Origin of the sequence: Ensifer sp. ENS02, assembly GCF_014851885.1 — a bacterium.
In the GTDB taxonomy this organism is placed as follows: Bacteria; Pseudomonadota; Alphaproteobacteria; order Rhizobiales; family Rhizobiaceae; genus Ensifer; species Ensifer adhaerens.
In genome coordinates, this window is sequence record NZ_JACVAO010000005.1 from 54,949 (window position 1) to 81,072 (window position 26,124).

Here is a 26,124-nt window from a genome sequence, read left to right on the forward strand (position 1 = left end):
TTCAAGCTCCAGGTTGCTCAAAGGAGGCTGTTTGCTGCTGGCGGCGCTTGCTGGCGCCCGAGCTCGCGAATTGCGTGGCGAAATCGCGGAACGACTGGTGGATATGGTCCAGGTGCGCCTGTGTCAGGCCATGGTGGCAGGCGAGCAGAATGCCGCCGCGCATCACGTCGTCGGCGACCGGATAGCCGCGCGGCTCGACCTTGCTATGGACGCCGCTCATCGCCGGTTGGCGCAGGATGTTTCCGGTAAACACCGGACGGGTCTGGATGTCGCGCTGTTCCAGGAAGATCTGCATCTCCCGGCGGGTGAACGGCGCATCGGCGCGCACGGTCATCGGGTAGGCCAGCCACCCGGTTCGCGAAAGCGGCAGTTGCTCCGGCAGGACGAACCAGTCCTCGTAGGTCTCGAAGAAGGCGCGCTGCTTGGCGAAGTTGCGCTCGCGCGCATCGATGTTTTGCTGCAGCCGATCGAGCTGGACAAGCCCGAACGCTGCGCCCATTTCGGACGGTTCAATGTTGAAGCCCAGCACCTCGAACACGAACTTGGCGTCATAGTCGAAGCCGTCGAGATCGATGTTGAAGCGGTTCTCGATGGTCTCGGATTCGACAAAGAGCGAGGATGTGCGGCCCCAGGAGCGATAGAGCATCGCCTTGCGCGCCAGCTCGTCGTCGTTGACGCAGACCATGCCTCCGTTGCCCGCCGCGGTAATGACATGCGAGCCGTAGAAGCTGGTCGTGCTGATATCGGAACGCGCGCCGGTGCTTGTATCCCTGATCGTCGCGCCCAGCGTGTCGGCGCTGTCTTCGATAACCAGCAGCTTGTGCGCGTCGGCGATTTCGCGAATGCGATCCCAATCGGGCAGGTTCCCGATCAGCGAAGGGATCATCACCGCCTTCGTCTTTCTGGTAATCATCCGCTCGATCGCATCGACATCGATATTGTAGGTGCCTTCGACGACGTCGACGAAAGCCGGGATAAGACCGGCGCGCACGATCGGGGCGACGGTCGTCGCAAAGGTCAATGCGGGCGTGATGACCTCCGATCCCTTCGGAAGGTCGGCGATTTCGACGGCGAGATGGTTCGCTGACGAACCTGAATTCACCATGATGCCATGCCGTTTCGCAAAGAGCATCGCGACACGTTCCTGCATCGTCCTGACGGCCGTGCCCATCTGTGTCGATGAGCGCAGGACTGCCACGACGGCATCAATCTCTTCCTGACCGTAAACGGACTGTCCGTAATTAACTCGCATCTTTCCAATCTCCGATGTCGCGCAATGGCAATGGTCTTGCTTCGTGTTCGACTTCCTGTTTCCAGGCGGCGGCGTATTGCTCGATCTGATGCTCCGAGAACGACCGGATGTTCCTCGGATCCTCCCGATGCTTGCGGTACCAGGCGACAGTCGTGGCCACGGTGTCGCGCAGGCGCAGCACCGGCTTCCAGCCGAGTTCCGTGCGGGCCTTGGTGCTGTCGAGGCGCAGGATGGTCGATTCCACCGGCGCGTTTACCTGCGGTTCGACGATGTATCTCGGCGGCGTGTCACCCCATTGGGCAACGACCATGTCGGCAAGCGTTCCGACATTGACGGTCGCTTCCTGGTCGGGGCCGAAATTCCAGCCGCCGGCAAAGCGCGTTCTGCCGTGAAGCAGGTGCGCCGCCAGCATCATGTAACCGCGAAGCGGTTCGAAGACATGCTGCCACGGCCGGATGCTTGACGGATTGCGCAGCCGCGCGGGGCTGCCGCCTTCCACCGACCGGACCAGATCGGGCACGAGCCTGTCGGCACCCCAGTCGCCGCCGCCGATGACGTTGCCGGCGCGCACGCTGACGAGCTGAGGCCCGTTGGGGTCATTGAAGAACGAGGATCGATAGGCCGCTGCGACGAGTTCAGCGCAGCCTTTCGATGAGCTATAAGGATCGCGCCCGCCCATCGGGTCGTTTTCCCGATAGCCCCAGACCCATTCGCGGTTCTCGTAGCACTTGTCGCTGGTGACGACGATCACGCCCTTCAGGGATTTCATGCGCCTTGCCGCATCAAGCACGATGGCGGTGCCGACGACATTGGTCGCATAGGTGTCGACCGGGTTCTCGAAGGAGGCGCGAACCACGGCCTGCGCGGCCATGTGAATGACGAGATCGAAATCCTGTCCGCCGATTGCCCTCGCCACGTCGGCGGCAGACCGGATGTCGCCCTCATGGCCGTCGATGACGTCGCCGAGGCCGGTCGCCAGGTAGAAGGACGGTATCGACGGTGGCAGCGAGAGGCCGACCACCGATGCGCCCAGTCGCCTTAGCCAAAGCGAGAGCCAGCCTCCCTTGAAGCCGGTGTGTCCCGTGATCAGGATCTTTCGGCCACGGAACGCCTCGGCAAGGTCGACCTCGCTGGTGATCAAAGCCATGTCCTACATCCGTACGTGATGGGTGGAGGGTGCGGCTGTCGCGGCGGAAAGGTGATCGCGTTCAAAGTGCAGCCACGGCGGATCTTCGCTTTCGCACAGCCCGTTCAGGTAATCGCGATCGCGGATCGTATCCATCGGATGCCAGAAGCCGTGATGCTTGTAGGCAAACAGTTGACCGGCCCTGGCGAGATTGGTCAGCGGCGACATTTCGAGCGGTTCGGAAAGGCTCGGAATGTAGTCGAGGACGCCGGGTTCAAAGACGAAGAAGCCGCCGTTGATCCAGGTTTCCTTCTTCTGCACCTTCTCGGTGAACTCGACGACCTGGTCACCTTCGATCTCGAGGTTGCCGAAACGGGCCGGTGGCTGCACGGCGGTAACTGTCGCAAGGCGCCCGTGCGAGCGGTGAAACGCCAGCAGCGCCTCTATGTCGATGTTTCCGACGCCGTCCGAATAGGTCACCATGAAAGGCTCGTTGTCGAGCCATTCGCGCAGCCGCAGGAGCCGCCCTCCAGTCATCGTCGACAGGCCGGTGTCCACGACAGAGACATTCCAGTCGAGCGGATGATTGGGGTGCAGCACCATCGAGCCGCTTCCGAGCGCAACGGTAAAGTCTGCGGTCGACAGATGGAAGTTATGGAAGAAGCTCTTGATCGACATGCACTTATAGCCGCCGGCGACGACAAAGTCGCGGTGCCCCCAGTGGCTGTAAATGTCCATGACGTGAAGAATGATGGGTTTGCCACCAATCTCGACCATCGGCTTGGGAATACGCGTGGTTTCCTCGGCCAGGCGCGAGCCAAGCCCTCCCGCAAAGAGAACGACTTTCATAGCGGTCTCCAAGAAGATATGTTTGGGATAGTGTTGACGTCTCAGGTTTTATTCATGAGCAATCGCGATCCAATGCGCGATTTGAGCGTTTTCAATAACTGATTAAAATGCACGTCAATAAAAGCAGGTGGTTACCTGCGCGCTACGGAATATGTCTGGATAAGTCCCAGGGTTTCCGTTATGTTAAGTAACTAATATACAAGGAATACCTTATATTCTGCTTGGCCGCAAGCCTTTTTACGTGTCAGGTTTATCCCTGCACGCTTGTCGGGGTTGTCCCGCTAGGCCATGCGCCGCTGCGCATTACGATCCTGTGTGATCTATTTGAAGCCATGTGCGACTGCATCGTTCCCGTCGCCAGCCTGTATTTTATACTTCGTCTATTTTTGTTCGGAGTTTTTGCATGACCTATCCAGCAAGTGTTTCTTCGGAAAGACAGGAAACTGTTGAAGGAAAATCGGTCGGGATTTTCTATCAAGTCGCCGCGGCCCTGTTCTTCCTGTTCGTTTTCTATTTTCTGTTTCTTCGGATCATGAATTTCGAGATGCGGAGAGACGAGCAGCTGTATGTCCCGCCGGCCAGGCTCTTGAACGACCATGCGCTCTACGCCGATTTCTTCTACAATCATCCGCCGGCCTCCGCGTGGTACTTCTACGGGATCAGCAAGCTGACAGGGTCGAGCGACCTGCTCTTCAGCGGTCGCCTCGGTGTTTTCCTGGCCTGGATCCTTATGGCAGTCGCTGTCGGCGGCGTGGTGTATGTGTTGACGCGTTCGGCTTGGGCAACTGTCTGTGTCGGCATCCTGTCGCTGGTGAACGAGTTGTTCCTGACGCAGACGGGTGTCGGCGCCACCAACAATTTCCTGCCGTGGCCGTTCGCCTTTCTCGGCCTCAGCCTCTTTTTTCTTGCCCTGCGCAGCGAGCAGCATCGTTCGTCGTTGGTGGCGCTGGCCGGGTTTCTGCTGGCCTTGGCCGTGTGTTTCAAGCTGAGCGCCATCGCCTTCATCCCGGCCGTGGCCGTGGCCGCATTCCTTCTGCCGCGATCGCTGGCGCTGAAGGATCGTATCGTAAACGTCGCGGCGCCGCTGCTGGTCGGCGGCCTTGTCGGCGGGGCGCCGATCCTTTTTTATCTCGTCAGGGATCCGCAGCTCTTCCTGGCTCATGTGGTGCGCTACCATACCGGTCCGCATCCGCAATACTGGCGGCTGATGAGCGGCGACGGGGAGGGCGGGGCGATGTCGCTCGCCCAGAAACTGGTCATGGCGCAGGATATATGGCTAGCGCCGGCCGTGGCCGTGGCGCTTGCGGCGATCATCGCCGTCGCGTTCATCGTTCTTGCCCGGCGCCCCGACAACGTGGCGGCCGAACCGAAGCTTCGCATGGGGGAGGTGCTGGTGCTTGCGGGCGTGCTTGTCTGCAGCTTTGTGCTGAGCTTCGTTCCGACGCCCGGATTCCCCCAGTATTTTGCGCCGCCGCTCGTCTGCCTTCCGCTGGGGTTTGGCCTTTTGCTCGAGGCACTTGGTCCGCGCGCACTCCCCATGGTGCGGCCGATCCTGCTGTCGGCCGTGCTTGTCGTCCTTGCGGTCAACGCGCCGCGCCTTGCTCAATACCTCGGCAAGGCGACCCATCCGCAGCAGTGGACGACGATGCGCGTGCATGAGGGAGGCGTGACGATTGCTGAGAGAATGCAGGCTGCCGGCGTCACCGGCAAGGTTGCGACGCTCGCGCCCATCTATCCGCTGGAAGGCGGCCTCGATGTCTATGCCGAGTTGGCGACCGGGCCGTTTGCCTACCGCACCGCGGACATGACGAGCCCCGAGTTGGCGAAGTACTACAAGATGACATCGCCATCGATGATCGAAGGTCTGTTCGAGAAAGACCCGCCGGCAGCGTTTCTGCTTGGCTTTGAAGACGAACTGGAAAAGCCGATGCGTGCCTTTGCAGAAAGCCACGGCTACGTGCAGTCCGCCTCTCTCGGCTTCAAGGACAGATATGGGGTTCCGACCCTCTACCTGAGGCCAACAGCGCCCTCCGGATCCTGACCGGGTGATGCGGCGTCGCCTCCTAAGGCGGTGCCGTATCAGGTCGATACGCGCGCTGCCTGGTAAAGCGCCTGGGTCTCTTCCGGCGCGGCGATGACGTCGTCCCATTGCTGAAGGACCGACTGAATCGCGTAGCGCGCGGCAACCGCGCGTGCGCCCATGGCGCCGATCTGGTGCCGGAGTGTTGCGTCGGCCGCCAGGCGGCCCATCGCGTCTGCCAGCCGGCGAGTGTCTTCCTTCGGAACGAGCATGCCAACCGCCGGCGTGTCGATGATTTCCGACGGCCCCCAGGGGCAATCAAAGGCGATGCTGGCAAGGCCCGCGGACATCGCCTCCAGCAGCACATTTGGGAAGCCTTCGAAGCGCGAACTGAGGACGAAGATATCGCCGGCGTTGATCCATTCAACCGGTGATTTCGTCGTGCCCGGTAGACGAACGCGGTTTGAAAGGCCGAGGCGTCGGATCTGTTCCTCGAGCACGGGCCGTTCCGGGCCTTCGCCGAAGATTGTCAGCGTCATGTTCGGCGCGCCCCCCGCGATATCGGCAAAGGCGTCTATCAACAGATCGAACCCCTTCTGCCTGTTCAGGCGGCCGACGGCTAGCACGCGGGTGTCAGTGCCTGACTGTTTTTCACGTACATGCTGAAGCGTGATCGGGTTGGGGATGATCACGGCCTTGGCTTTGAGGGGCGGCGGCAGCGAATTGACCGCTTCCGTCGTCTGCATCACCAGCCGCTCCGCCAGGCGAGCCGCCAGCGGCCGCGCCAATCGCCACAGCCAGTTCATGTCTTGCGTATTGAAGTTGTTTCGCTCGGAAAGGACGAGCCTCAGGTCGAGGCCGCGGCTGGCAAGTACGACCATGATGTTGACCTTCGTCAGAAAGGAGATGACGAGGTCCGGCGATAGGGCGCGCAGGCGCGCGCGCAATCGGGCGACACGCTCGGCCGTCCTGAAGACAGGCACCGACGAGCCGCCGCCGAGCGCCTCCACGCGGACGGACCTGTCATAGGCAAAGTAGGTCTCCGGGGTTTCCGCATTGAGCGCGAGCACGTGCACGTCATCACCTCGGGCCGAGCGATGGCGCGCGAGGATGTTGACGACCTTTTCAGCGCCGCCGGCACCAAGCCCCGAAAGCACAAACACAATTCGCAATGGCGGCTCCTGTCTCGATTGGGGCAGGCGGACATCCTGCGCCCGACCCCCGACCACGGCCTAGACGGCGCTCATCCAGCCGTGGGTCAAGGCGAAATGGACAATCTGCGCCCGCGTGTGGAGCTGCAGCTTCTCCGTCGCGCGGGCCTTGTATGTTTCGATCGATTTGACGCTGACATTGGCGCGCGCGCCAATTTCCTTGTTGGAGTACCCAAGGGCTACGAGGCGTAGAACGTCCTGCTCGCGACGGGTCAGCCCCGGCACACCGGCTGTCTTCATCGCGCGCGACCCTGGATTTGGTGCCAAGCGGGTCAGTTCCTGGGCGGTTGGCGGATCGAGATAGAGCCCACCATGCGTAACGGACCGAACGGCAAGCAGCAGGTGCTCGGGCGCAGAGCATTTCTGAATGAAGCCCTTGACGCCGATCTGAAGCGCCTGCTGTGCATAGGAGCGCTCTGGGTAAATCGTCATCATCACCACATAGGCCGAAAGCTGCTCCTTGAGGATTTGTTCGGCGAGCGTAAGGCCGCTCATGTCGGGAAGGGCAATATCGATGACCGAAACGTCCGGCCCGGTTTCCTTGATCAGCGCCAGCGCTTCCGCACCCGATCCGGCCGAGCCGACGCAGACGATATCGTTGGTCGTCTCGATCGTCGCGCGCGCGCCGACGATGACGAGCGGGTGGTCGTCGATGATGACTGTGCGTATCGGCGTCGTCATAATGCCCGCCTCACTGTCGGCGCCAAGCCCGCCGGCATTCGCTTAGGTCGAGCCCCTTTGTTGTTGTCGTTCATGTGTCGGTCCCCCTCTCCGAATTTTCTTTCCGCAGCTTTAGCCGTGCGGTGGCTGCTAGAAGTTCCTCAGGAAATTGGAGTAGCGCCGTTCGATGTGGTGCAGCGTGTATTCGCTTTCGATACGATCTCGGGCGAGATGCGCGTAGCGGGCATATTCCTCCGGCGATAGGTCGAGCACCTTGCGCATGGCGTCGGCAAAGGCCTCGGGATTACGGGCAGGCACGACGATCCCGGCATTGCCGGCAACCTCTGCCGCGTCTCCGACGTCCGTTGCCACCACCATTTTTGCGTAGCTCATCGCCTCGGCAACAACGTTCGGAAAGCCTTCGGTTCTGGAGGACAGAGCGAGGATGTCGATGCTTCGGTAGAAATCCTCCATGTTCGCGACTTCGCCCCTGAGGTCGATGGCCTCGCTTGGCAACCCTGCGTCGGCAATCAGCCGGACGACTTCAGGATTGTCCCAGGCTAGCCCCCGTCCGGCGGCGAGAAAGCGCGTGTCGGGATGGGTGCGTAACACCGAAGCGGCGGCGTGAAAGAAGGTGGCATGATCCTTCTGCGGGTGGAAACGCGCGACGATGCCTATCCGTCGGGGCGATGCTTCCTGGCCTGCCGAAACCGCCGGAATTTCAAAGCCGTTCGGGATGACGACCGAATTCAGGTTGCGGTAGCCATAGGCGCGGTGCATTTCGCGAGCGCGCGACGAATTGTAGATGATGCCGGAGGCGGAGCCGGATAGCGCCCGGGCAGCGGCGATCGCCATATGCGAGCTTCGCGACAGCGAGGCGACATCATCCAGCGACTGGCGAACATTCCAGATGACCGGCGTTGCGCGACGCGCAAGTTTGGCAGCCACCGTGCCGACCACCATGGCGTGGTACATCCAGCACAGCATGACACTCGGCTTTTCCTGTCGGATGATGTTGGCAAGCCGCATCGTGCCCTGCAGAATGGCCGGGAGCGAGTGTGCGCCGAGCGCCACATACTCGACGCGCGGATTGTCCGCGAGGTCACGGTTTCGCGCCGAGACATCGAGCAGCGATACGACCATGACGCGTTCGTCAGATGACGCCTTGAGCAGGCGCGCGAGCATCGTCTCAGCTCCGGCGCTTGCGCTGAAATTGGTGATCAAATGCAATATCATACCGTGGATCCGAAGTTGCGCCGCCGTTTGGGCCTTCCTCCGCATTCCCTGAGCCTGACGACAGGGCACACTTGCGTGCTCCCCCGCGGGGTCACAAGCATTAAATTCCTGGGCGCGCGCAGTGCACGCCAAGACATTAACTTCCTGTTGCCTCGATTATGGACATGTCGGACGCGATTATTTCTGAAATAGGTTGGTACTCTAAATTGGTCTTCCAGGGCGCACCCCAGAAAAGCAGTGGTTTCAAGATACAACGGCAGACACTGTCATGCAATTATTCTCTTGCAGTATAGCCCGGCTCTGAAATAGCATCCCGTCATATCATACTTGAAATACATTAATATCGCCCGGATGGGTTATTTCTTCCCTTGGTTGTGATCCGAGTTGTATATTGCGCTCTGACACATTGTGCATTTGAGAACCAAAATGCGTTTTGTTCTGGTTGGTGCCGTCGAAGGATCCCTAATTGCGCTCAATGCCCTGTTGGCGAAGGGGATGCTGCCGTCCATGGTGGTTACGCTCCCGCCGGAGGCCGCGGACCGCCATTCCGATTTCGCGGACTTGACGACGCCGGCCCGCGCGGCAGGCAGCGCGGTCTGCCATACGACCAACGTGAACGCTGAAAACACGCTTGCAGCCATCCGCGCGAGCGCCCCGGATCTCGTTCTGGTCCTCGGCTGGTCGCAGATCTGCCGCCAGGCCTTCCGTGCCATCCCGCGGCTGGGCGTGATCGGTTTTCACCCGTCGGCGCTGCCACGTCTGAGAGGCAGGGGTGTTATCCCCTGGACCATCCTGCTTGATGAAAAGACGACGGGTTCGTCGCTCTTCTGGATCGACGAGGGTACGGATTCCGGCCCCATCATTCTGCAGCGTCTGTTTTCCATCGCGCCGGATGAGACCGCGCGTAGTCTCTACGGCAAGCATGTGCGCAATCTGGCGGAGATGGTGCCGGAGGCCGTTGAATTGGCCGCAGCCGGCAAGGCGCCGCGGGTCGAGCAGGACCACAGCCTGGCAAACTATTGTGCAAAGCGTGTCGCCGAGGATGGCTTGATCGATTGGCAGCGCCCGGCAGCGGAGGTGCTGCGACTGATCAGGGCGGTCGGCGAGCCCTATCCCGGCGCCTTCTCGGGCCAGGACGGAAAGGTCGTCCATATCGATGCGGCGCGGCCCTTCGCGGACTCCTTCCGTTACATCGGCCTTGCCGCGCAAGTTCAGACCCATACGGCGGATGGGTTTACCGTCATGTGCGGAGACCGGCAGTGCATCGAGGTAACCGCGTGGCGCACGGCTGACGGCCGGCGCCCCGCTGTGCACAGCAAGTTGGGAGCGTAATCGCGCGGGAATAGCATTGGATTCAGTCAGGCGGGGCCACGGTGATTGCCTTGGCCGTCGTCCTAACAGTCAAGGAGAAGGCGTGTATGGCGTACCGGTCGTTCAAGATCCTTGTCTCTTCCGCGGGAAGACGTGTTGGCCTGATCGAGTGCTTTCGCCGGGCAGCGCGCGCGCTGGACATCGATATCCAGATCCTGGCCTGCGATCTTGATCCTGACCTGAGCGCCGCCTGCGCCGTCGCAGACCGGGCTTTCGCCGTGCCCGCCTACAATCACCCGGAGTTCACGGGCCGCCTGGCGGAGATCGCGCGGGCGCATGATGTGCGGCTGCTCGTACCAACGATCGATCCCGAACTGGTGCCGCTTGCGGCAGCAGCGGGGGATTTCGACCGCTTCGATTGCCGCGTGCATGTGAGCACTCCGCCGGTCATCGACGTCGTGCGCGACAAGCTCGAAACCATGCGCGTGCTCGACGCGGCCGGGGTGCCGGTCCCGCGGACCGGCATGCTGGAGGAGGTTCGCGGCGAGCTCTCCCGCTGGGACTGGCCGCTGTTCCTCAAGCCCAATGCCGGGAGCGCAAGCCGCTCGATCAGCATGGTGCGCTCAATGGCCGATCTGCCTGAAACGACTGCAGAGCCGATGATCCTGCAGCAATATCTTGACGGCCCGGAGCACACGGTCAATGCGTTCGTCGACGACGGCGGCACATTGCAGTCGGTCATTTCGCATCGGCGCTTGCGCATAAGGGCAGGCGAAGTCGAAAAGGGCGTCACCGAGCGCCATAAGGCGCATCGGGCGATGGCTGAGGGTATCTTGCGGGCGTTGCCCGACTTGCGCGGTGCGTTCTGTTTCCAGGTCATGGACGATCGCCTGACGGGCGCTCGGGTGATCGAAATCAACGCCCGTTTCGGCGGCGGCTATCCGCTTGTGGATCATGCCGGCGCGACCTTTGCCCGATGGCTGCTGGAGGAAGTGGCGGGCTTGCCGAGAACGGCGCATGACGATTGGCGAGAAGGTGTGTTGATGCTGCGATACGACGCGGCGGTCTTCAGGGGATAAGCGGATGGGCGGGCAGGTGCTTGTCTTCGATCTCGACGATACACTTTATCTGGAGCGGGATTTCGCCCTAAGCGGATTCAGGGCCGTTGATGCCTGGCTGGCGAACCATCTGGGCGCGGAAGGCTTTGCCGGGCACTGCGAGGCAGCTGCTGCGAGCGGGCCCAGCGGACGCGTTTTCGATACGGCGCTGGCAGCGATGGGCATTGCCGTCGACGAAGCGTTGGTCGGCCAGTTGGTTGCCGTCTACCGCGGACACCAGCCGGAAATAGCTCTCGCCGACGATGCTCGCCGCTATCTGGAGCGTGCGCGCGTCGGCCGAAGAGCGATCATTACCGACGGGCCTGCGGCCACGCAACAGGCCAAGGTCAAAGCGCTGGGGCTCGAAGCCTTGGTGGACCGGGTGATCTTCACTGATCTTTGGGGGAGAGAATTCTGGAAGCCGCATGCTCGGGCCTATGAGGCGATCGAGACCTGGGCGGACGTCAAGCGGGACAATCTCATCTACATCGCCGACAATCCGGTGAAGGATTTCGTCACGCCGCGCCGGCGCGGATGGCAAACGGTGATGGTCGCGCGCGAAGCGCGGGTTCACCGCACGGCGGCGCCGGATGATGCACACCAAGCCGATAGGCGGATCAGCGATCTAGACGAACTGGACGAGGCATTGCGATCACTCGCCGCTGGTGAAGCGGTCTCTCGGTGAGCTTTTCGCGAACTGGACTGCCAATACAGGCAGGAACGGGCGGTAGTGGCGGCCGCGGAGCGCGTATTCAAACCCGCGGCCGCCGGTATTTTACGCGAAGGTGAAGTCTGCCGCGCTGAAGTTGGCCGCAGACAGGGTACCGTTCGGATCGTCGACGACGATCTGGAACGCGTGGCCGGCCGAATCCTGCGCCTTCAGGATCACGTCGCCGCTCGGGTCGTCATAAGCATAAACCGTGCCGGGGCCGCCGGTGTTGGCATAGCGGGTGATGCCGAGCTTTTCGAGGACGATGCGATCGAGACCATCCTGATAGTCCATGATGGTATCCTGGCCGTTGAGTGCGCCAGCGCCCTTGAGCACGAAGCGGTCGGCGTCGGCGCCGCCCCAGAGAAAGTCTGAGCCGGTCTCGCCGATCAGGGTGTCCCTGCCAGCGTCGCCGCGGATCGTGTCGTTGCCCGAGCCGCCGTAGAACAGGTCATCGCCATCGCCGCCATTCAGCGTGTCGTTGCCGTCTTCGCCGCTGATGCTGTCGTTGCCGCCATCACCATAGACGAGGTCGTCGCCTGCGCCGACGCTGATCTTGTCGACGCCAGCACCGCCATGGGCCTCATCACGACCGTTCTCAGAATCGAGAATGTCGTTGCCGTCGCCGCCGTCGAGATAGTTGTCGCCGTCGCCGCCATCGACCCGGTCATCGCCGATGCCGCCATAGACGTGGTCATTGCCGGACTGGCCCTTGAGCGCGTCGTTGCCGCCTTCGCCATAGATGTAGTCGTCGCCGGCGCCGCCGCCGACGGCCTGCGTCGTAACCTTGCCGGTCGCCGGATTGATGCGATTGACGAAACCGTCATTGCCGTCGCCGGCATAGATGATGTCATTGCCCGCGCCACCGTCGATATATTCCTCGCCGGCACCGCCGTAGAAGGTATCGTTGCCAGCACCGCCGAGCATGGTGTCGTGGCCATCGCCGCCGTCGAGTGTGTCGTCGCCGTCCTCGCCGTCGAAGATGTCGTTGCCCAGGCCACCCATGAAGCGGTCGTTGCCAAGGCCGCCATCGAAGGAGTCGTTGCCGACACCGCCTTCAGCATAATCGTCGCCTGGACCGGCCTTGAAGAAGTCGTTGCCGTCGCCACCGTACATCCGGTCGTTGCCGTCGCCACCGTCGAGATAGTCGTCTCCGGCATAGCCCCAAAGGCTATCGTCGCCGCCATATCCATAAATTGTGTCAGCTACGTTCGTGCCATAAAGCGTGTCAGCTACGGGTCTTCCCTTAACGATCATGTTTCCATCCTTTATTAGTGTGGCAGAATACGCGCCGTTGCTTTTACCGACCGCCGCGCAAAGACAGCAAGCGACCTTAGCGTGTGAAAACTGTGATCTGTCGTGTTAAATGGTGGGGGTCTAAAATAGCATCTATAAGCAACCGCTACAACAGATGTATAGTACCTACTCAACCTCCGGCACGTTGACATCGGGGAACACTTCCATCGATACGGCCCCACTCAAATTCCTGGAAACGGTGTCGTTGCAGCATGGTAGACAACAGAATCACAAGCGGCAGTTTACGATCTGCGTTCCGGCGCAGCGTCATAGATCTCGGCTTGTTCTCGACGGTCGTCAACGTGTTGGCGCTGACCTCGCCGCTGTTCCTGATCCAGGTTTATGATCGGGTTTTGCCCTCTTCGAGCATCGAAACGCTCGTCTATCTCACGATTATCGCGTTCCTTGCCTTCGCGTTCCTCGGCCTGCTTGATGTGATCAGGGCGATCTATGCGGTGCGCATGGCGGCCAAGCTCGACAGCGAGCTCGGGGCGGCCGCCTTTGCGAACGTGGTCGCGGCAGCGGGCCGGGAACCGGGCGATATCCAGCCTTTGCGCGATCTTGCGACCGTTAGAGGCTTCGTCGCTTCACGCGGCACGCCGGTCCTCTTTGACCTGCCGTTCTCGCCGGTGTTCGCCGCACTCCTTTATCTCCTGCATCCGCTGCTCTTTCTGATGACGACGATCGGCGCGATCGTGATCCTGCTTATGGTTTTCCTCAATCAGTACATGAACAAGAAGGCGTCGCAGTTCGCGCAGGAGCGTATCACCAGCGCTAATCTCACGGCGCAGATGTTCAGCCGCAATGCCGAGACTGTGCGTGCGATGGGCATGACGAACAATGTCGGTGAGGTCTGGGGCCGCCAGTTTGCTGCCGCGACCGCGGCAGCCGACGGAAGCCTCGTCGTCAACGCAATCTTCGGCGGCATATCGCGATCGATCAGAATGATCCTGCAGATGGCGATCCTTGCTGTTGGCGCGACCCTTGTCTTAAAGGGGCAGATGACTGCCGGCATGATTTTCGCGTCGTCGATCCTATCGGGCCGCGCGCTGCAACCGCTCGATCAGCTGGTGGGGATCTGGAAGCAGGCAATGGATGCGCGCAGCGCCTGGTCGCGGTTCGAAAAGGTGATCGAGGCCGGCAGTGTCGATAGCCGCAAGCTTCTGTTGCCGAACCCCGCCGGCGATATCGCCGTGCGTGATTTGCTCTATGTTTCGCCCGACGCTGGAGCCGACCCTGAGCCGATCCTGAAGCGGCTGAATTTCACGATCGCTGCCGGCGAAAGCGTTGCAGTGGTCGGCCCTAGCCGGGCGGGCAAGTCGACGCTCGCGCGACTTCTAACCGGCGCCGTTGCCCCGACAGCGGGCTCGATCACCATTGATGGTGCGGACCTGAGAACCTGGGACGTGACGCAGCTCGGCAGCCTCATCGGCTATCTCGCACAGGACGTGCAGCTGCTGCCGGGCACGATCGCCGCCAATATCTCCCGATTCGAGCCGGATGCAGCCGACGAGGCGGTGGTTGCGGCCGCGCGGGCGGCTCATGCCAACGATCTCATCCTGTCGCAGACGAAAGGCTATCAGACCCCGATTGGGCCCGGTTCCAACAATCTCTCCGGCGGCGAGCGGCAGCGCATCGGGCTTGCGCGCGCCTTCTACGGCTCTCCGCGTCTTCTTGTTCTCGACGAGCCGAACGCCAACCTCGACAGCGAAGGGGAAGCGGCACTCGGACGGGCGCTCAGAGACGCGAAAGCGCGCGGCGTCACGGTCGTCATTGTCACGCACCGCATTTCGATCGCCACGACGTGTGACCGGATCCTGGTGATGAAGAATGGCAGGATTGATGACTTCGGCCCGACGGAGGAGGTGGCGCGCCGCGCGCAGTCCGACCGGGCGGACCGGGCCGCGAAGTCAGCGACCGCCAAGCGGCCGGCGACCCTGCCGACGGCGAACATTTCCACCTTCCTACCTGGCAGAACCGGGGATCGGCCATGACGGCGACGGGTACTCGGCGCTCCTGGCGGGAGACGATTGTGACCGATACCGGGTTGGTCGCCCGGCTCGGCTATGGAACGCTTGTCCTCATCCTTGCCGGTTTCGGCTATTGGGCGGCAACGGCGCCGCTCTCCGGTGCCGCAGTCGCTTCCGGCACGATCACGGCCACGGGCCGTAATGTTCTCGTGCAGCATCTGGAAGGTGGGATCGTCAGCGAAATCGCGGTTCGCGAGGGCGATGCGGTCGCACGGGGGCAGACGCTCGTGGTCCTCGACGACACCGTCGCCCGCACCCAGCTCAACCGCCTTGCCAAGCAATGGGTGGCTCTAAAAGCGCGGGAGGCGCGCCTTGCCGCCGAACGTGACGGGCGGCGGGATCTGACGATCGCGATCGGCAACGCACCGGCCACGATGTCGGCCGCAAGCCGCGACCTGACGGAAGAACAGGTGAAGGAGTTTCAGACCCGGCTTGCCCGCTTCACCTCCGAGACCGTTATTCTGCAGCAACGGGTCGAAAGCATCAACGATGCGCTCGATGGCTTGGCCGCGCAGAAGGCGGCCGTCGAGAAGCAGACGCAGATCGTGCGCAGTGAAGCCGAGCGAAAGTTCAATCTCCTGGAAAAGGGGCTGACGAACCGCACGGAGTACACGCAGCTTCTTCGCGTCGAAGCGGACCTGCTCGGCCAGGTCGGCATGCTGCAGGCAGAATCCTCATCGAGCCGCACCCAAGTCGCAGAAGCGCGTGAGCAGATCGAACGGCTGAAGACCCAGCGCGTCGAGCAGGCGGTGACCGCGATGAACGAGGTGAAGACCGGGCTTGCCGACGTGGAAGAACAAGTCGAAGCCGCGCGCCGTGTACTCGAGCGCACCGTCGTCAAAGCGCCGGTAGACGGCGTTGTCGTCGCCTCGGTCTACAATGCCGTCGGCAGTGTCGTCGGTCCCGGCGAGAAGATCATGGAGATCCTGCCGACAGGGGACTTGGTCGTCGATGCGCGTATTCATCCGCAGGACATCGACGTCGTCCATGTCGGTCAGCCGGCAAGGGTCCGCCTCTCGGCGCTCAATACCAGCTTGACGCCAGAGGTTTCTGCGACGGTTGCCCATGTCTCGGCCGACCGCCTCACCGATCCGGCGACGCGCGAGCCCTATTACAGGGCCGTGTTGCGCCTGGATACGCCGCTGCCGCCCGGCGTGCGCATGGAGCAGCTGCATCCGGGGATGCCGATCGACGCCTTTATCGAACTCGGCGACCGCACCTTCCTTGAGTATCTGATCCGGCCGATTTCCGACTCCTATCGACGCGCCTTCGCGGGGGAATGAGCCCACAAGGTCCTTCCCGCGCAGAATTGCACTGGGCCGAGGTGTACGCTGATGTCGCAGGCTGGCCTGGTCGGCCGGCTGGTTCGTTTTCCGGCGGTCGGAGAGGTCCTGTCGAAGTTCCTCGATCTTCACCCGAGAGCAGTTCCGGGATGCGCGCTGCTGATATCGGGGCGCATTTTTCAGTCGCGCTAAGATTTAGTCGATTTGTATCTGCAGGTATGCTTCATTTTTCTCTGTTATGTATTTTGGACATGCAAATATATTCCAAATTATACATAAAATTGTGTGGCAATGTTCCGGAAGTGAATCTTTATTTATTTCTTTTGGGCGGTCCATTCCGCCCCTTGGGAACTGTAGCGGTCGCTTGCTAACCCCAAAGGGTTATGGATTAAATTGTAGTAATACTATTGAGTTCTAATATAATTAGGTAAATTGCTTCCGATAGAACGAAAAGATAATTTACATACAGGTTTTGGCGTGCGAGAGTTTTGGCGAAGTTGGCGTATTTTATTGCGAAGACCAAAGTTTGTATCAGTGCATAGATAAAATAGATTTCAGGCAAATTTGTATGAGCTGATCGGTATCAGAAGTTTATTCCAAACAAATTCAACGAGACATGACGTCTCAAGGCGCATCATTCGTCCGTCCGTTCTCGGCGCGGCGGTTGAATGGCGTTCTATGGATCGAAGGGTGTCGCATGCATCGCAACGAGGCCGCTGCCCAGCCAACGCAAGCCGTCGCCCCGTCTCCGCCGTCTATGGCGAGATACTGGGCAAGGTTCCTTAATCTGTTCACCTGGTTTGCCGCCGTCGCCCGTGCGCTTTTGCGCCTGGCAGCAAGAACGGCCGTATCGTCGGTCAAGCAGGTTCGTCGATCGCGCGTGCTCTACGCGATGGACATAGCGTCTGCAGCCCTGGCGCTCGTGGCCGCCTTTTTCCTGCGCTATGGCTTCGACGCCATGTCGACGCGACCGGAGCTTATCTGGGCGCTGCTAGCCACCGGGCCGCAATATCTTCTGGCCTGTGCGATCGCCTTTCCGATCGCGGGATTGTACGCTCGCGACTGGCGCTACTGCTCCGTCTCTGACCTGCGCTCAATCCTTCAGGCCGTCTTGATCAGTTCAGCGGCGCTGGTGTTGATGTCGTTCTTTGCGAACCGCCTCCAGGATATGCCGCGAAGCGTTGTGCCACTCGAGGCGCTTCTTCTGACCGCATTCCTTTCGGCTTCGCGGCTGAGCTTCCGGCTCGACGAACTGGCGCTGCGCCCAACGCGACGGCAGCCGGTCGCCGAGGGCAATGCCGACCAAATCCCGACCTTGCTCGTCGGCAGCGGCCATGCGGCAGATCTCTATCTGAGAGCGCTCCGCCGCGATCCGCATTGCAGCCACAAGCCGGTCGGCTGTTTGGAAGTGACGCCGGAGCATACGGACATGACCTTGCGCGGCATTCCGATCCTTGGCGCGCTCACCGATTTCGAGACTGTGGTTTGCGCGCTCGCAGAAAGTGGACAGTTGCCGCGCCATGTTGTCTTTACCGAAGCGCTTTCGGCATTCGGGGAAGCCGCTGAGGATGTGATGCGGCGCGCCGAAGCGCGTGGCATGACCGTATCGCGCCTGACGCAGATCACCGAACTCAAGAGCGCCAAGCAGGAAAGCCGTTTCGAACTCCGCTCGATCGAGCTGACGGATCTTCTGGAGCGCCCGCAGGCAGCCCTCGACAACGAGGCAATTCTTCGCCTCGTCCGCGGTCGGCGCGTCCTGATCACCGGCGCCGGTGGTTCGATCGGCAGCGAGCTCACCTTGCAGGTGGCGGCGCGTGAACCGGCCGAACTCATCCTGGTTGAGAACTGCGAATACAATCTCTATGCGATCGACATGGAGCTCGGGGAGCGCTATCCGGCCGTCAAGCGGACGGCAAACCTTTGCAACGTCCGCCGGGCCAATCGCGTCAACGATGTCTTTGCCAAGTACCGGCCAGAACTCGTCTTCCATGCTGCCGCACTCAAGCATGTGCCGATGGTGGAGCTTAACCCTTGCGAGGGCGTACTGACCAATGTGATCGGCACGATGAACGTGGCGAATGCCGCCCGCCGCTTCAAGGTGCAGGCGATGGTGCAGGTGTCGACCGACAAGGTCGTCAACCCGACCAGCGTGATGGGCGGGACCAAGCGGCTGGCCGAACTCTATTGCCAGGCGCTTGACCTTCATTGCCTGAAGAAGGGTTCCGGCCCGCGCTTCATGACGGTTCGCTTCGGCAACGTGCTCGGATCGAGCGGCTCGCTGATCCCGCTGTTTAAGCGGCAGATCGCCAAGGGTGGCCCGCTGACGGTAACCGATCCGCGCATGACTCGCTTCTTCATGACCATTCGCGAAGCCGTCGAACTGACGCTGCAGGCTTCGGCCTATGGTCTGGAAGGCGAAATCGGCAAAGGCGAGATTTTCGTTCTGGACATGAATGAGCCGATCAAGATCATCGACATCGCCAAGCGGATGATCCGGCTTGCCGGCCTTACGCCGGGCAAGGACATCGATATCGAGATCATCGGTCTCAGGCCCGGCGAAAAGCTCTATGAGGAGCTGTTCGACAGCGGCGAGCAACGCATCAGTTCACCTATTCCCGGTGTGCTCGGCGCGATGCCGAACGCCGTGCCCCTGGCGACGCTCAAGGAGATGTTTGCGCGCCTGAAGCTCTTTGCTGAACTCGGGGATCAGGCGATGGTCTTTGCGATCATGAACAGTCTCATTCCCGGCTTCGACAAACATCCGGCTGAAGGCACGGCTGGCGCGCCCTCGTCGGACGACGGGGAGGAAATGGCTGCCGACGCCGATGACGCGCATCTCACCGACGATGTCCTGCAAGCAGCGCTGGCGAACTTTAGGCGGGGCCCGCCTTCGACGCCGATGCCGACATGATCTGTGCGATCTTTCGAACGTTTGTATGGAGAGCGCCCTGATGTTGATTGACGCGAGCGACTATTCTCCGGCCAGCCTGCCGCCACGGCGGGCGGCTGCCGCCGCGGGATCGGCGGTTGCTGGCGTGGTTCCGAAACAACGGATCGCGGTACTTTCGAGCTACAGTCGCTCTCTCACCAATTTTCGCCTGGAGTTGCTGCGGCGCCTGGTGGAGGCGGGCCATTCCGTCTTGGCAGTTGGGCCGGAGCAGGACGAGGATGTCGTCCGGCAGCTTGCCGCAATCGGCGTGGAGTTCGTCCGCTCGCCGATGGCGCGCACTGGGCTCAATCCTCTGACGGATCTTGCGACGCTCTGGTCTTACTGGAGGCTGTTTCGTTCGCGGCAGATCGATGTCGTGATCCCTTATACGATGAAGCCGATTGTCTATGGCGGCATTGCCGCTCGCCTGGCCGGCGTCAAGCGGCGGTATTTTCTCGTGACCGGCCTTGGCCACGTCTATTCGGACGCCGCAGGAAAGCGGTGGGTCGGGCGCCGCATCAAGCAACTGAGCGTGTTGCTCTACCGACTGGCGCTCAAGGGGGCAGGCGGGGTCTTTGCCTATAATCGCGCGGATTCGGCTGATATCGAGAGCTGTAGGCTGATTTCCGATCAGCGCGACTTGACGCTCGTGCCGGGCTCTGGCGTCGACCTCGACCACTATGCTTTTTCGAGCCCGCCCAGCGGGCGCCCGGTTTTTCTGCTCATCGCCCGCCTGCTGAAGGACAAAGGGATTGGCGAGTATGCCGAGGCCGCGCGCCTCGTCCGCCAGCAATTCCCGGAGGCCGAATTTCGTCTTCTGGGGCAGTTCGATCCCAGTCCGGCCGCGATTGCCGCGGAAACCATTGATGGATGGGTCAAGGACGGCAGCCTGAACTATCTCGGCGAAACCACGGATGTGCGCCCGCATCTCAGCGATTGCAGCGTCTTCGTCCTTCCGTCCTACTATCGCGAGGGCATACCGCGGAGCATTCTTGAGGCGATGTCGACGGGGCGCGCGATCGTCACAACCGATCTGCCGGGCTGCGACGAGACTGTGATCGACGGGCTCAATGGTTACCTGGTTGAGCCGCGCAACGCCAAGCAATTGGCCGAAGCCATGTGCCGTTTTCTCAGGGCGCCTTCGCTGATCACAGACATGGGGCTCAGGTCCCGTGAACTGGCCCAATCAAAGTTTGATGTGCATGCCGTGAACAAGCTGCTTCTCGAGCGCATGGCGTTGATCTGACAGGAATATTTCACCTATTTCAAAAATAGTCGCGAGTGTTCGACAAGAAAAAAGATCCGCGACGATGCTCTGTCAGCAGCTTCCCGGGTGCGTGCGTTTCAAGCACGCCAATGACAGATTCATATTTTTTCATCTATACATTGCTAATTGTTGTTGAATTGATCTTTGCTATGCATAATCGCCTTTGCGGAATATTTTGAGGCGATTTTCTTACGATGGCAGGCAGCGTCGTTCACATCATCAACGACCTTAACGGAAACGGCGGCGCCGAGCGCCTGGTCGTGGAACTGGCGCAGCGGCAGGCGCGGTTTTCGGCAACGGTGATCGTGTGGAAGGGGGCAAATCACGAGCTCCTGGAGGACAAGGCTTTCGCTGCCGTGACGATCATCGCGGTCAAGCTGACGAGCCCCAGTTCGATTGCCAGAGCATGGCGCGCGATGCGGGCCGCGGACGTCGTGCACGTCCACCTGTTTCCCTCCCTCTATTTTTGCGCTCTCCTGCCTTTTCGGAAAATCTACACCGAACACAACACTTGGAACCGCCGAAGGGCGAGGCGGTGGCTGCGGGGTATCGAAAGGTGGGTCTATGGCCGTTACGACGGCGTTGCGGCAATCAGCGCACCTGTCCGTGACCACCTCTCCGAATGGCTGGCGCCCATGGCCGCGAAAATCCACATCGTCGAAAACGGTGTCAGCCTGGACCGGTTTGCGTCGGCGCGCGACCGCAAGGCGAGAGAGGATGGCCTCTTTTACATAGGCATGGTCGGAAGCTTCACGGAGAAGAAGGACCAGGAAACCATCGTGCGGGCCCTGCAGCGGCTTCCGGACAAGGTCCATGCGGTCTTTGCCGGTGTGGGGGACCGCCGACCGATCGTGGAAGAACTGGCCGGAGCTCTGGGTCTGCGCGAGCGCGTCCACTTTTCCGGGCTGGTCCGGGATATCCCGGCGTTCCTCAGCCACATTGATCTCTATGTGCAATCCTCCCATTGGGAAGGCTTCGGGGTGGCGGTGGTCGAGGCGATGGCGTCGGACCTGCCGGTCCTGGTCAGCGATGTCGGCGGGCTGGCCGTGGTCGTTGACAACGACGACTACCGGTTCCCGGCGAAGAACCACGGGCAACTCGCCGACCGCATTCGCGAACTTACCAGCGATGATGAGAAGTATCGCAATGCGACGGCCTATGCGCGCCGCCGTGCGCAAGGGTTTTCGATCGACCGGACCGTCTCGTGCTACGAGGACCTTTACGATCTGATCAAGTCCGGTCCGCTGACATTGACGGCGGCCGGCGCAGATGCTGGCGCCCCTCGGCTCCGCCGTTCCTCGCGCCCTTCACAGGATCTGCGCTGAGCAGTCGTGGCGTCCGGCCGGAGGGAAGCAGAGAAGACAGAAGGCGGCAAGATCTGGCGAACAGGGGCAAGGCATGACGTAGCGGCTCATTTAAAAGCAACTGCTGAAATGTAACTTGGAATCTCCGGGGGAGTTGGTATTATCCCCCCATTGTTTTCGAATATACTGAAATCAACTGTTGTCGTTTTCATGTTTTGGGAGCCGATGTCGGCCAATCTACCCTCGGGATCACTGTAGCGGGCGCTGAGCCCCTGTCTGGAAAGGCAGGCGGCAAAATATTCGGTCGCTGCAAGATGCCCTCTGGGTTCGAGAGCCGCAGGCAATTTTTACAGGTTGTCCGACTATGGTGATGAGCGCCCGGCAATTTTATTCTGGAAACGACGGCTCGACGGACTGGGTCCGGGAGTCGGAGTTCTTCGCAAAACTGAAGATGCGAAACGGCACCTTCAAACTCACGCAGCCGTCGCGCTTTCGCGAGCTGGAAACCGCATTCAGGCCCTTGCTTTCGCAGCGGGCGACGCAGTTGCGGGAGGTGCTCGATGTCGGGGTTTCCACCGGCGTGACAACAGTCGAGCTGTTGCGATACCTGGAGGTCTGCGGGGCGAAGCCGAAGATCACCGCCACCGATCTCTTCATCGACGCGCACATCGTCGAGGTCGCGCCGGGGGTTCGCGTTCTTGCCGATCCGGAAGGCTGGCCACTGCAATATGATGTCGCCGGTCTTGCGATCCGGCCCTGGATCCGACGGCTCGACTATGTCTCCCTTGCCTTCATCCCGCGGCATCTGGCGAAATCCATGCTGCAGCCGCGCCTGCGCGCGCTGATCCGCAGCGGAAGGAGCGAGCCGGTCCAGATGATCACCCGGTCGTTATCGCGTGACGATTCCATCGCGTTTGTCGAGGATGACATCATGCGGCGCTCACCGGATTTCGCCGGCCGCTTCGATCTCGTCAGAGCCGCAAACATTCTCAACAGGAATTACTTCTCTGCCGCGCAGATCCGGTCGGCAGTGTCCAACATTCGATCCTATCTGAGCGGCGCCGGAAGCCTGCTGATTGTGACCCGGACGAACGAGAAGGGTGAAAACGGGGGCACGCTTTTCGAAGTGGGCGCCGAGGGCACGTTCACGGTGCTGATGCGCGTCGGCTCCGGATCCGAGGTTGAAGACCTGATCCTCGGCTGTCCGGCGCCCTGACGCTCTCCCGACCGTCTTCTCGAGGGCAAGCTAGCCTTTTCTCTCATCAAGTCTCTGCGAAACGGTAAACCTGGCTGCGGGAGCCTTGACGCCGCCTAAGCGACAAGGAAGATTGCAACCCAGACGGAAGGTCCGGTCGCGGACGCACTGGCCGAGTGCCGGTCGCGCTCCACGGTCGGCTCGGCGGCTCAGGAATCCACCTACACTTAAGATCCAGGCGCCTCCGATCGCGATGAGGTGTCGCGAGGGAAAACGGCTTGAAAAGGATACTGGTTACCGGTGGAGCTGGCTTCATTGGCGCACACCTCGCCCGTCGCCTGGTAAAGGCCGGCCATGACGTGACCGTGCTTGATGATCTGAGTTCGGGAAAACGAGAAAACGTCCCGCAGCCCTCGACCTTCATCGAAGGGTCGGTGCTCGACCGTGACGCCGTGCGCCGCGCGCTCGCCAATGTGGACGCCTGCATCCATTTGGCGGCGATCTCCTCGGTCGAGCGATGCAAGCGGCAACTGACGTCATCGCACGCAATCAACATAACGGGGTTCCTCACGATCATCGAGGAACTTGCCCACTCCCGCGCTCATCTTCCGCTTGTCTACGCCTCTTCGGCCGCGGTTTACGGGGCGAGCCAAGAACTGCCGCTTTCGGAAGCCGGACGTTGCATTCCATTGTCGCCTTACGGTGCGGACAAGCTTTCCTGCGAACTTCACGCGCGGTCTGCCTATGAGGTCTATGGCATAGCGAGCCTGGGACTGCGTTTCTTCAACGTGTATGGGCCGGGGCAGGATCCATCGTCTCCTTATTCCGGCGTGATCGCGAAGTTCGCCGAACGGCTGGAGCGCGGTGAAAACATCACCATCCATGGGGATGGTCGTCAGACCCGCGATTTCGTCCATGTGGACGACGTTGTGGAGGCTGTGCTGCACGCGCTTGGCCGCTGGGACACGGGCGCGCGCATCGTCAATGTTTGCAGCGGCGTCGAGACATCAATCAGCGACCTTGCGCGGATCATGATCGAGGAAACCGGCAGCCGCTCGGATATCACCTATATCGACGGCCTTTCGGGTGAAGTCAGGCGCTCGCGGGGGTGCGTCGAAGCGCTCCACGCAAAACTGGCCTATCGCTGCGTGACCGACCTTCGAGCCGGACTCGCGCGACTGCTGCAGTGATCTCGATGGCAGAGCGGGCGCGATGCTCGCAAGCTGCGGAGTGGGGGCGATCGCGCTATTGGCGTCCTCTTGCTGTTCAAAGCATGGTGCGTGCCATTCCACGCCCTTGAGACTTTTGTGTTCAACTTCCATGGTGTAGAAACGCCGGAAACGACCCAAACGGGAATCACGAAGGGATCCGCGCATGGAACTGCTGACGCTTCAACATTTCGCGGGTTGCGTTGGTCAGGCGTTCGATCTAACCCTTGGCGAGAGCACGGTGCCGTTGACACTGGCGGAGGCCACGCCCGGTACGACGCCGATCTTGCCGGGCATGATTCGCGCGCCCTTTTCGCTGATCTTCCGCAGCGGTTCAGCGATCGTGCTGCCGCAACAGATCTACCGGCTTAAAAATGCGTCGCTCGGCGCACTGGACATTTTTCTCGTGCCGGTTGCCCGCGACAAGCAGGGTATCGTCTACCAGGCCGTTTTCAATTGACGTAGAAATGGGCGGTCAGCGGCGCTCCGCTTCGTCGAAATCGCCGGGTGACCACTTCATCTTGATATGCGAGCCGAGGTCGTTGATGGCGCGAAACCCAAGGCGCTGATAGAGCGCTTGGGCTCGAAAGTTTCGTTGCTCGACATGCAAGGTTAGAACGCGCGCCTTTGAGGTTGTGGCCTCACGCTGAATAGCCGTCAGTAAGGCTGTGCCTTTGCCCTGTCGGCGCCACTCAGGCAGGAATCCGATGTCGACGATGAGCCAGCGCTCCTTTTCGGAGTCCAGATAGAGCCGGCCGACCGGCTTGTCTCCGATATCGACAACGAGATAGTCCGCGTCCGGATAGACCGACCGGTAGTGGCGGTGCTGGGCGATAAATTGTAGTTCGAGAAAAACTTGCTTCTGCTCGGGCGACCATGGCACGGCCGCCAGTTCGTCCGCCCGAAATGACGAGTAAAGCTGGAGCAGGAACGCAATGTCGTTCGTGCAGGCATGGCGCAGGGAAGTGCCCTGCACCTCCAATCGCGGTGGATTAGACCGGATCGGAAAATTGACCGCGGCAATGTCAGTGTGCGGCTTCACCCGAACGACGGAAAGTTGCCGTTAAGCGCAATGCAGAAATTTACCGCCAGGTAAGGCTGTCGGTTTTCGTGCGGGAGGTTTCCACCCGACAGACCGATCATGGAAGGAGCAAACTGGGCATCCGGTTGGGCAGTGCTCGCCGCCATGACCGTGTGCTCCGTTGGCAGACTGAGCGAGTTTCCGGAAGACGGCGTACTCGCTCTTTTCGTCCCGTCTGTCTGATTGTAGATGGTCAATGAATGCGCATGTGCGGGCATTTCAGTTGAAAGCAGGGTAACATTCTGTGCCCCGAAGACCTCTCCGATCGTCCGGGACGTAAGACCTGGACCCGTGCCCTGGTTGCAGGCGGCGCGTCCGGCAAAGTTCGGCAACTGGAAATTGCTCTGACCATTGCCGCCATACGACGTGCCGATGAGCGAGAACAACGCAGTATTTTGTTGGATGGGAATCAACGGTCCGTTGCAGAACGCCCAGCCATAGGGTGCGTAATTAAAACTGAAGAGCTGGATCTCGCCAATGAAAGGCTCTGTCATTCTTATCCCCTTATTGTGAAGTACAGGCCTGAATCAATTTTGCTGCGGAAAGACGCCGTATAATGCAATGCAGAATTGCGTCGTCAGCGTCGGCATCGTGTTGTCATGAGGCTGACTGCCGCCTGTGAGGCTGGTCGAGTGCGGCGACGTTCCGCGCCCGGTCAGGCCGCTCACGTCCGTTGCGTAAAGTGTGTCGCTGGCAACCGCTCCTAACATGACAGTCGGCCCGACCGCCGTGGCGTCGGCAGTGGCCGTCGTTGCGACTATCGGGTGGCCATGCGGTGGGAGTTGGGTACTGACCAGTGTCACGTTTTCGGTGCCAGCAATCTGACCGAGCACCCGCGTCGTCAGGCCCTGACCCGTGCCCCAGTGCATCGGCACGCGGCCGCGTAGGTCAGGCACACGAAATGTTGACTGGCCGTCTCCGCCGTAGGTGGTCCCGAGCAGCGTGTAGAGCATCTCGTATTCCGCGATCGAAAGCAGCGAACCGTCGCAGGCTTGCCAACCGGTGGGCACCCGGGGGAACCCGAACATTCGTATTTCCCCGACATAGGGAGTGCTCATGC

Annotated in this window: 22 protein-coding genes; 12 read left to right on the forward strand and 10 right to left on the reverse strand. The window is 60.9% G+C overall.

Features of this window, described 5'->3' with window-relative positions:
• Position 1: 1 nt before the first annotated feature.
• The 3 genes from IB262_RS11995 to rfbF are packed head-to-tail and all read right to left on the reverse strand — an operon-like array spanning position 2 to position 3,227.
• A complete protein-coding gene (locus IB262_RS11995; RefSeq protein WP_192493590.1) occupies positions 2-1,252 on the reverse strand; it encodes an aminotransferase class I/II-fold pyridoxal phosphate-dependent enzyme in 1,251 nt (416 codons plus the stop codon).
• Positions 1,242-2,399, reverse strand: a complete 1,158-nt coding sequence (gene rfbG / locus IB262_RS12000; RefSeq protein WP_112772855.1) for a CDP-glucose 4,6-dehydratase — start codon at positions 2,397-2,399, stop codon at positions 1,242-1,244. Before rfbG ends, IB262_RS11995 begins: the two co-directional genes overlap by 11 nt.
• 3 nt (positions 2,400-2,402) lie before the next feature.
• Positions 2,403-3,227 (reverse strand): glucose-1-phosphate cytidylyltransferase, encoded by an 825-nt coding sequence (rfbF, locus tag IB262_RS12005; protein ID WP_051659417.1) that lies wholly within the window; start codon positions 3,225-3,227, stop codon positions 2,403-2,405.
• Positions 3,228-3,630: 403 nt separating this feature from the next.
• Between rfbF and IB262_RS12010 the strand changes: the two genes are divergently transcribed.
• Entirely contained in the window at positions 3,631-5,268 is a 1,638-nt protein-coding gene (locus tag IB262_RS12010) for a glycosyltransferase family 39 protein (protein WP_192493591.1), read from the forward strand.
• Between the two features lie 38 nt (positions 5,269-5,306).
• On the opposite strand, the gene IB262_RS12015 is transcribed toward IB262_RS12010, so the two are convergent.
• From IB262_RS12015 to IB262_RS12025, 3 genes are all read right to left on the reverse strand, one after another.
• Positions 5,307-6,410 carry a glycosyltransferase family 4 protein gene (locus IB262_RS12015; protein ID WP_348646913.1) on the reverse strand — a complete coding sequence of 368 codons (1,104 nt, stop codon included), beginning with the start codon at positions 6,408-6,410 and terminating at the stop codon, positions 5,307-5,309.
• 69 nt (positions 6,411-6,479) lie between these two features.
• Positions 6,480-7,139 (reverse strand): response regulator transcription factor, encoded by a 660-nt coding sequence (locus IB262_RS12020; RefSeq protein ID WP_090427330.1) that lies wholly within the window; start codon positions 7,137-7,139, stop codon positions 6,480-6,482.
• Positions 7,140-7,268: 129 nt separating this feature from the next.
• On the reverse strand, positions 7,269-8,354 hold the full coding sequence (locus IB262_RS12025) for a glycosyltransferase (protein WP_090427483.1): 1,086 nt from the start codon (positions 8,352-8,354) through the stop codon (positions 7,269-7,271).
• Between the two features lie 426 nt (positions 8,355-8,780).
• Between IB262_RS12025 and IB262_RS12030 the strand changes: the two genes are divergently transcribed.
• The 3 genes from IB262_RS12030 (at position 8,781) to IB262_RS12040 (ending at position 11,447) form a co-directional block, all read left to right on the forward strand.
• Positions 8,781-9,686 carry a formyltransferase family protein gene (locus IB262_RS12030; protein WP_192493593.1) on the forward strand — a complete coding sequence of 302 codons (906 nt, stop codon included), beginning with the start codon at positions 8,781-8,783 and terminating at the stop codon, positions 9,684-9,686.
• An 86-nt stretch (positions 9,687-9,772) separates the two neighbouring features.
• On the forward strand, positions 9,773-10,744 hold the full coding sequence (locus tag IB262_RS12035) for an ATP-grasp domain-containing protein (RefSeq protein WP_192441873.1): 972 nt from the start codon (positions 9,773-9,775) through the stop codon (positions 10,742-10,744).
• A gap of 4 nt (positions 10,745-10,748) precedes the next feature.
• On the forward strand, positions 10,749-11,447 hold the full coding sequence (locus IB262_RS12040; protein ID WP_112976850.1) for an HAD family hydrolase: 699 nt from the start codon (positions 10,749-10,751) through the stop codon (positions 11,445-11,447).
• Between the two features lie 90 nt (positions 11,448-11,537).
• Here the strand turns inward: IB262_RS12040 and IB262_RS12045 are convergent, their stop codons facing one another.
• On the reverse strand, positions 11,538-12,728 hold the full coding sequence (locus IB262_RS12045; RefSeq protein ID WP_112976851.1) for a calcium-binding protein: 1,191 nt from the start codon (positions 12,726-12,728) through the stop codon (positions 11,538-11,540).
• Positions 12,729-12,979: 251 nt separating this feature from the next.
• Between IB262_RS12045 and IB262_RS12050 the strand changes: the two genes are divergently transcribed.
• The 8 genes from IB262_RS12050 to IB262_RS12085 all read left to right on the forward strand — a co-directional run bounded on the left by IB262_RS12050 (position 12,980) and on the right by IB262_RS12085 (position 24,443).
• Entirely contained in the window at positions 12,980-14,761 is a 1,782-nt protein-coding gene (locus IB262_RS12050) for a type I secretion system permease/ATPase (protein ID WP_113080380.1), read from the forward strand.
• Positions 14,762-14,799: 38 nt separating this feature from the next.
• Positions 14,800-16,080, forward strand: a complete 1,281-nt coding sequence (locus IB262_RS12055; protein ID WP_226020765.1) for an HlyD family type I secretion periplasmic adaptor subunit — start codon at positions 14,800-14,802, stop codon at positions 16,078-16,080.
• A gap of 892 nt (positions 16,081-16,972) precedes the next feature.
• Positions 16,973-18,991 carry a nucleoside-diphosphate sugar epimerase/dehydratase gene (locus IB262_RS12060; RefSeq protein ID WP_234824586.1) on the forward strand — a complete coding sequence of 673 codons (2,019 nt, stop codon included), beginning with the start codon at positions 16,973-16,975 and terminating at the stop codon, positions 18,989-18,991.
• A 40-nt stretch (positions 18,992-19,031) separates the two neighbouring features.
• The gene (locus IB262_RS12065; protein ID WP_192493594.1) at positions 19,032-20,255 is read left to right on the forward strand and encodes a glycosyltransferase family 4 protein; all 1,224 of its coding nucleotides are present in this window, start codon (positions 19,032-19,034) and stop codon (positions 20,253-20,255) included.
• Between the two features lie 215 nt (positions 20,256-20,470).
• Positions 20,471-21,601, forward strand: coding sequence for a glycosyltransferase (locus tag IB262_RS12070; protein WP_192372676.1), 1,131 nt, complete (start codon positions 20,471-20,473; stop codon positions 21,599-21,601).
• Positions 21,602-21,944: 343 nt separating this feature from the next.
• Positions 21,945-22,796 (forward strand): ATP-binding protein, encoded by an 852-nt coding sequence (locus IB262_RS12075; protein WP_112976854.1) that lies wholly within the window; start codon positions 21,945-21,947, stop codon positions 22,794-22,796.
• A 257-nt stretch (positions 22,797-23,053) separates the two neighbouring features.
• Complete coding sequence (locus tag IB262_RS12080) at positions 23,054-23,965, forward strand: NAD-dependent epimerase/dehydratase family protein (protein ID WP_112976855.1); 912 nt, start codon at positions 23,054-23,056, stop codon at positions 23,963-23,965.
• Between the two features lie 184 nt (positions 23,966-24,149).
• Entirely contained in the window at positions 24,150-24,443 is a 294-nt protein-coding gene (locus IB262_RS12085) for a hypothetical protein (protein ID WP_112976856.1), read from the forward strand.
• Between the two features lie 15 nt (positions 24,444-24,458).
• Here the strand turns inward: IB262_RS12085 and IB262_RS12090 are convergent, their stop codons facing one another.
• From IB262_RS12090 to IB262_RS12100, 3 genes are all read right to left on the reverse strand, one after another.
• Positions 24,459-24,959, reverse strand: a complete 501-nt coding sequence (locus IB262_RS12090; protein ID WP_162728859.1) for a GNAT family N-acetyltransferase — start codon at positions 24,957-24,959, stop codon at positions 24,459-24,461.
• A gap of 62 nt (positions 24,960-25,021) precedes the next feature.
• Positions 25,022-25,558: a tail fiber protein gene (locus IB262_RS12095; RefSeq protein WP_192493595.1), complete on the reverse strand. Its 537-nt coding sequence runs from the start codon at positions 25,556-25,558 to the stop codon at positions 25,022-25,024.
• Positions 25,559-25,591: 33 nt separating this feature from the next.
• A complete protein-coding gene (locus tag IB262_RS12100; RefSeq protein ID WP_192493596.1) occupies positions 25,592-26,122 on the reverse strand; it encodes a tail fiber protein in 531 nt (176 codons plus the stop codon).
• Positions 26,123-26,124 lie beyond the last annotated feature (2 nt).

Coding starts and splice junctions, on each gene's coding strand:
- IB262_RS12100 (WP_192493596.1), bottom strand. CDS start 26,122: ATGAGCACTCCCTATGTCGGGGAAATACGAATGTTCGGGTTCCCCCGG.
- IB262_RS12065 (WP_192493594.1), top strand. CDS start 19,032: ATGTTGATTGACGCGAGCGACTATTCTCCGGCCAGCCTGCCGCCACGG.
- IB262_RS12030 (WP_192493593.1), top strand. CDS start 8,781: ATGCGTTTTGTTCTGGTTGGTGCCGTCGAAGGATCCCTAATTGCGCTC.
- IB262_RS12075 (WP_112976854.1), top strand. CDS start 21,945: ATGGTGATGAGCGCCCGGCAATTTTATTCTGGAAACGACGGCTCGACG.
- IB262_RS12025 (WP_090427483.1), bottom strand. CDS start 8,354: ATGATATTGCATTTGATCACCAATTTCAGCGCAAGCGCCGGAGCTGAG.
- rfbF (WP_051659417.1), bottom strand. CDS start 3,227: ATGAAAGTCGTTCTCTTTGCGGGAGGGCTTGGCTCGCGCCTGGCCGAG.
- IB262_RS12040 (WP_112976850.1), top strand. CDS start 10,749: ATGGGCGGGCAGGTGCTTGTCTTCGATCTCGACGATACACTTTATCTG.
- IB262_RS12035 (WP_192441873.1), top strand. CDS start 9,773: ATGGCGTACCGGTCGTTCAAGATCCTTGTCTCTTCCGCGGGAAGACGT.
- IB262_RS12070 (WP_192372676.1), top strand. CDS start 20,471: ATGGCAGGCAGCGTCGTTCACATCATCAACGACCTTAACGGAAACGGC.
- IB262_RS12045 (WP_112976851.1), bottom strand. CDS start 12,728: ATGATCGTTAAGGGAAGACCCGTAGCTGACACGCTTTATGGCACGAAC.
- IB262_RS12085 (WP_112976856.1), top strand. CDS start 24,150: ATGGAACTGCTGACGCTTCAACATTTCGCGGGTTGCGTTGGTCAGGCG.
- IB262_RS11995 (WP_192493590.1), bottom strand. CDS start 1,252: ATGCGAGTTAATTACGGACAGTCCGTTTACGGTCAGGAAGAGATTGAT.
- IB262_RS12010 (WP_192493591.1), top strand. CDS start 3,631: ATGACCTATCCAGCAAGTGTTTCTTCGGAAAGACAGGAAACTGTTGAA.
- IB262_RS12020 (WP_090427330.1), bottom strand. CDS start 7,139: ATGACGACGCCGATACGCACAGTCATCATCGACGACCACCCGCTCGTC.
- rfbG (WP_112772855.1), bottom strand. CDS start 2,399: ATGGCTTTGATCACCAGCGAGGTCGACCTTGCCGAGGCGTTCCGTGGC.
- IB262_RS12050 (WP_113080380.1), top strand. CDS start 12,980: ATGGTAGACAACAGAATCACAAGCGGCAGTTTACGATCTGCGTTCCGG.
- IB262_RS12060 (WP_234824586.1), top strand. CDS start 16,973: ATGGACATAGCGTCTGCAGCCCTGGCGCTCGTGGCCGCCTTTTTCCTG.
- IB262_RS12095 (WP_192493595.1), bottom strand. CDS start 25,558: ATGACAGAGCCTTTCATTGGCGAGATCCAGCTCTTCAGTTTTAATTAC.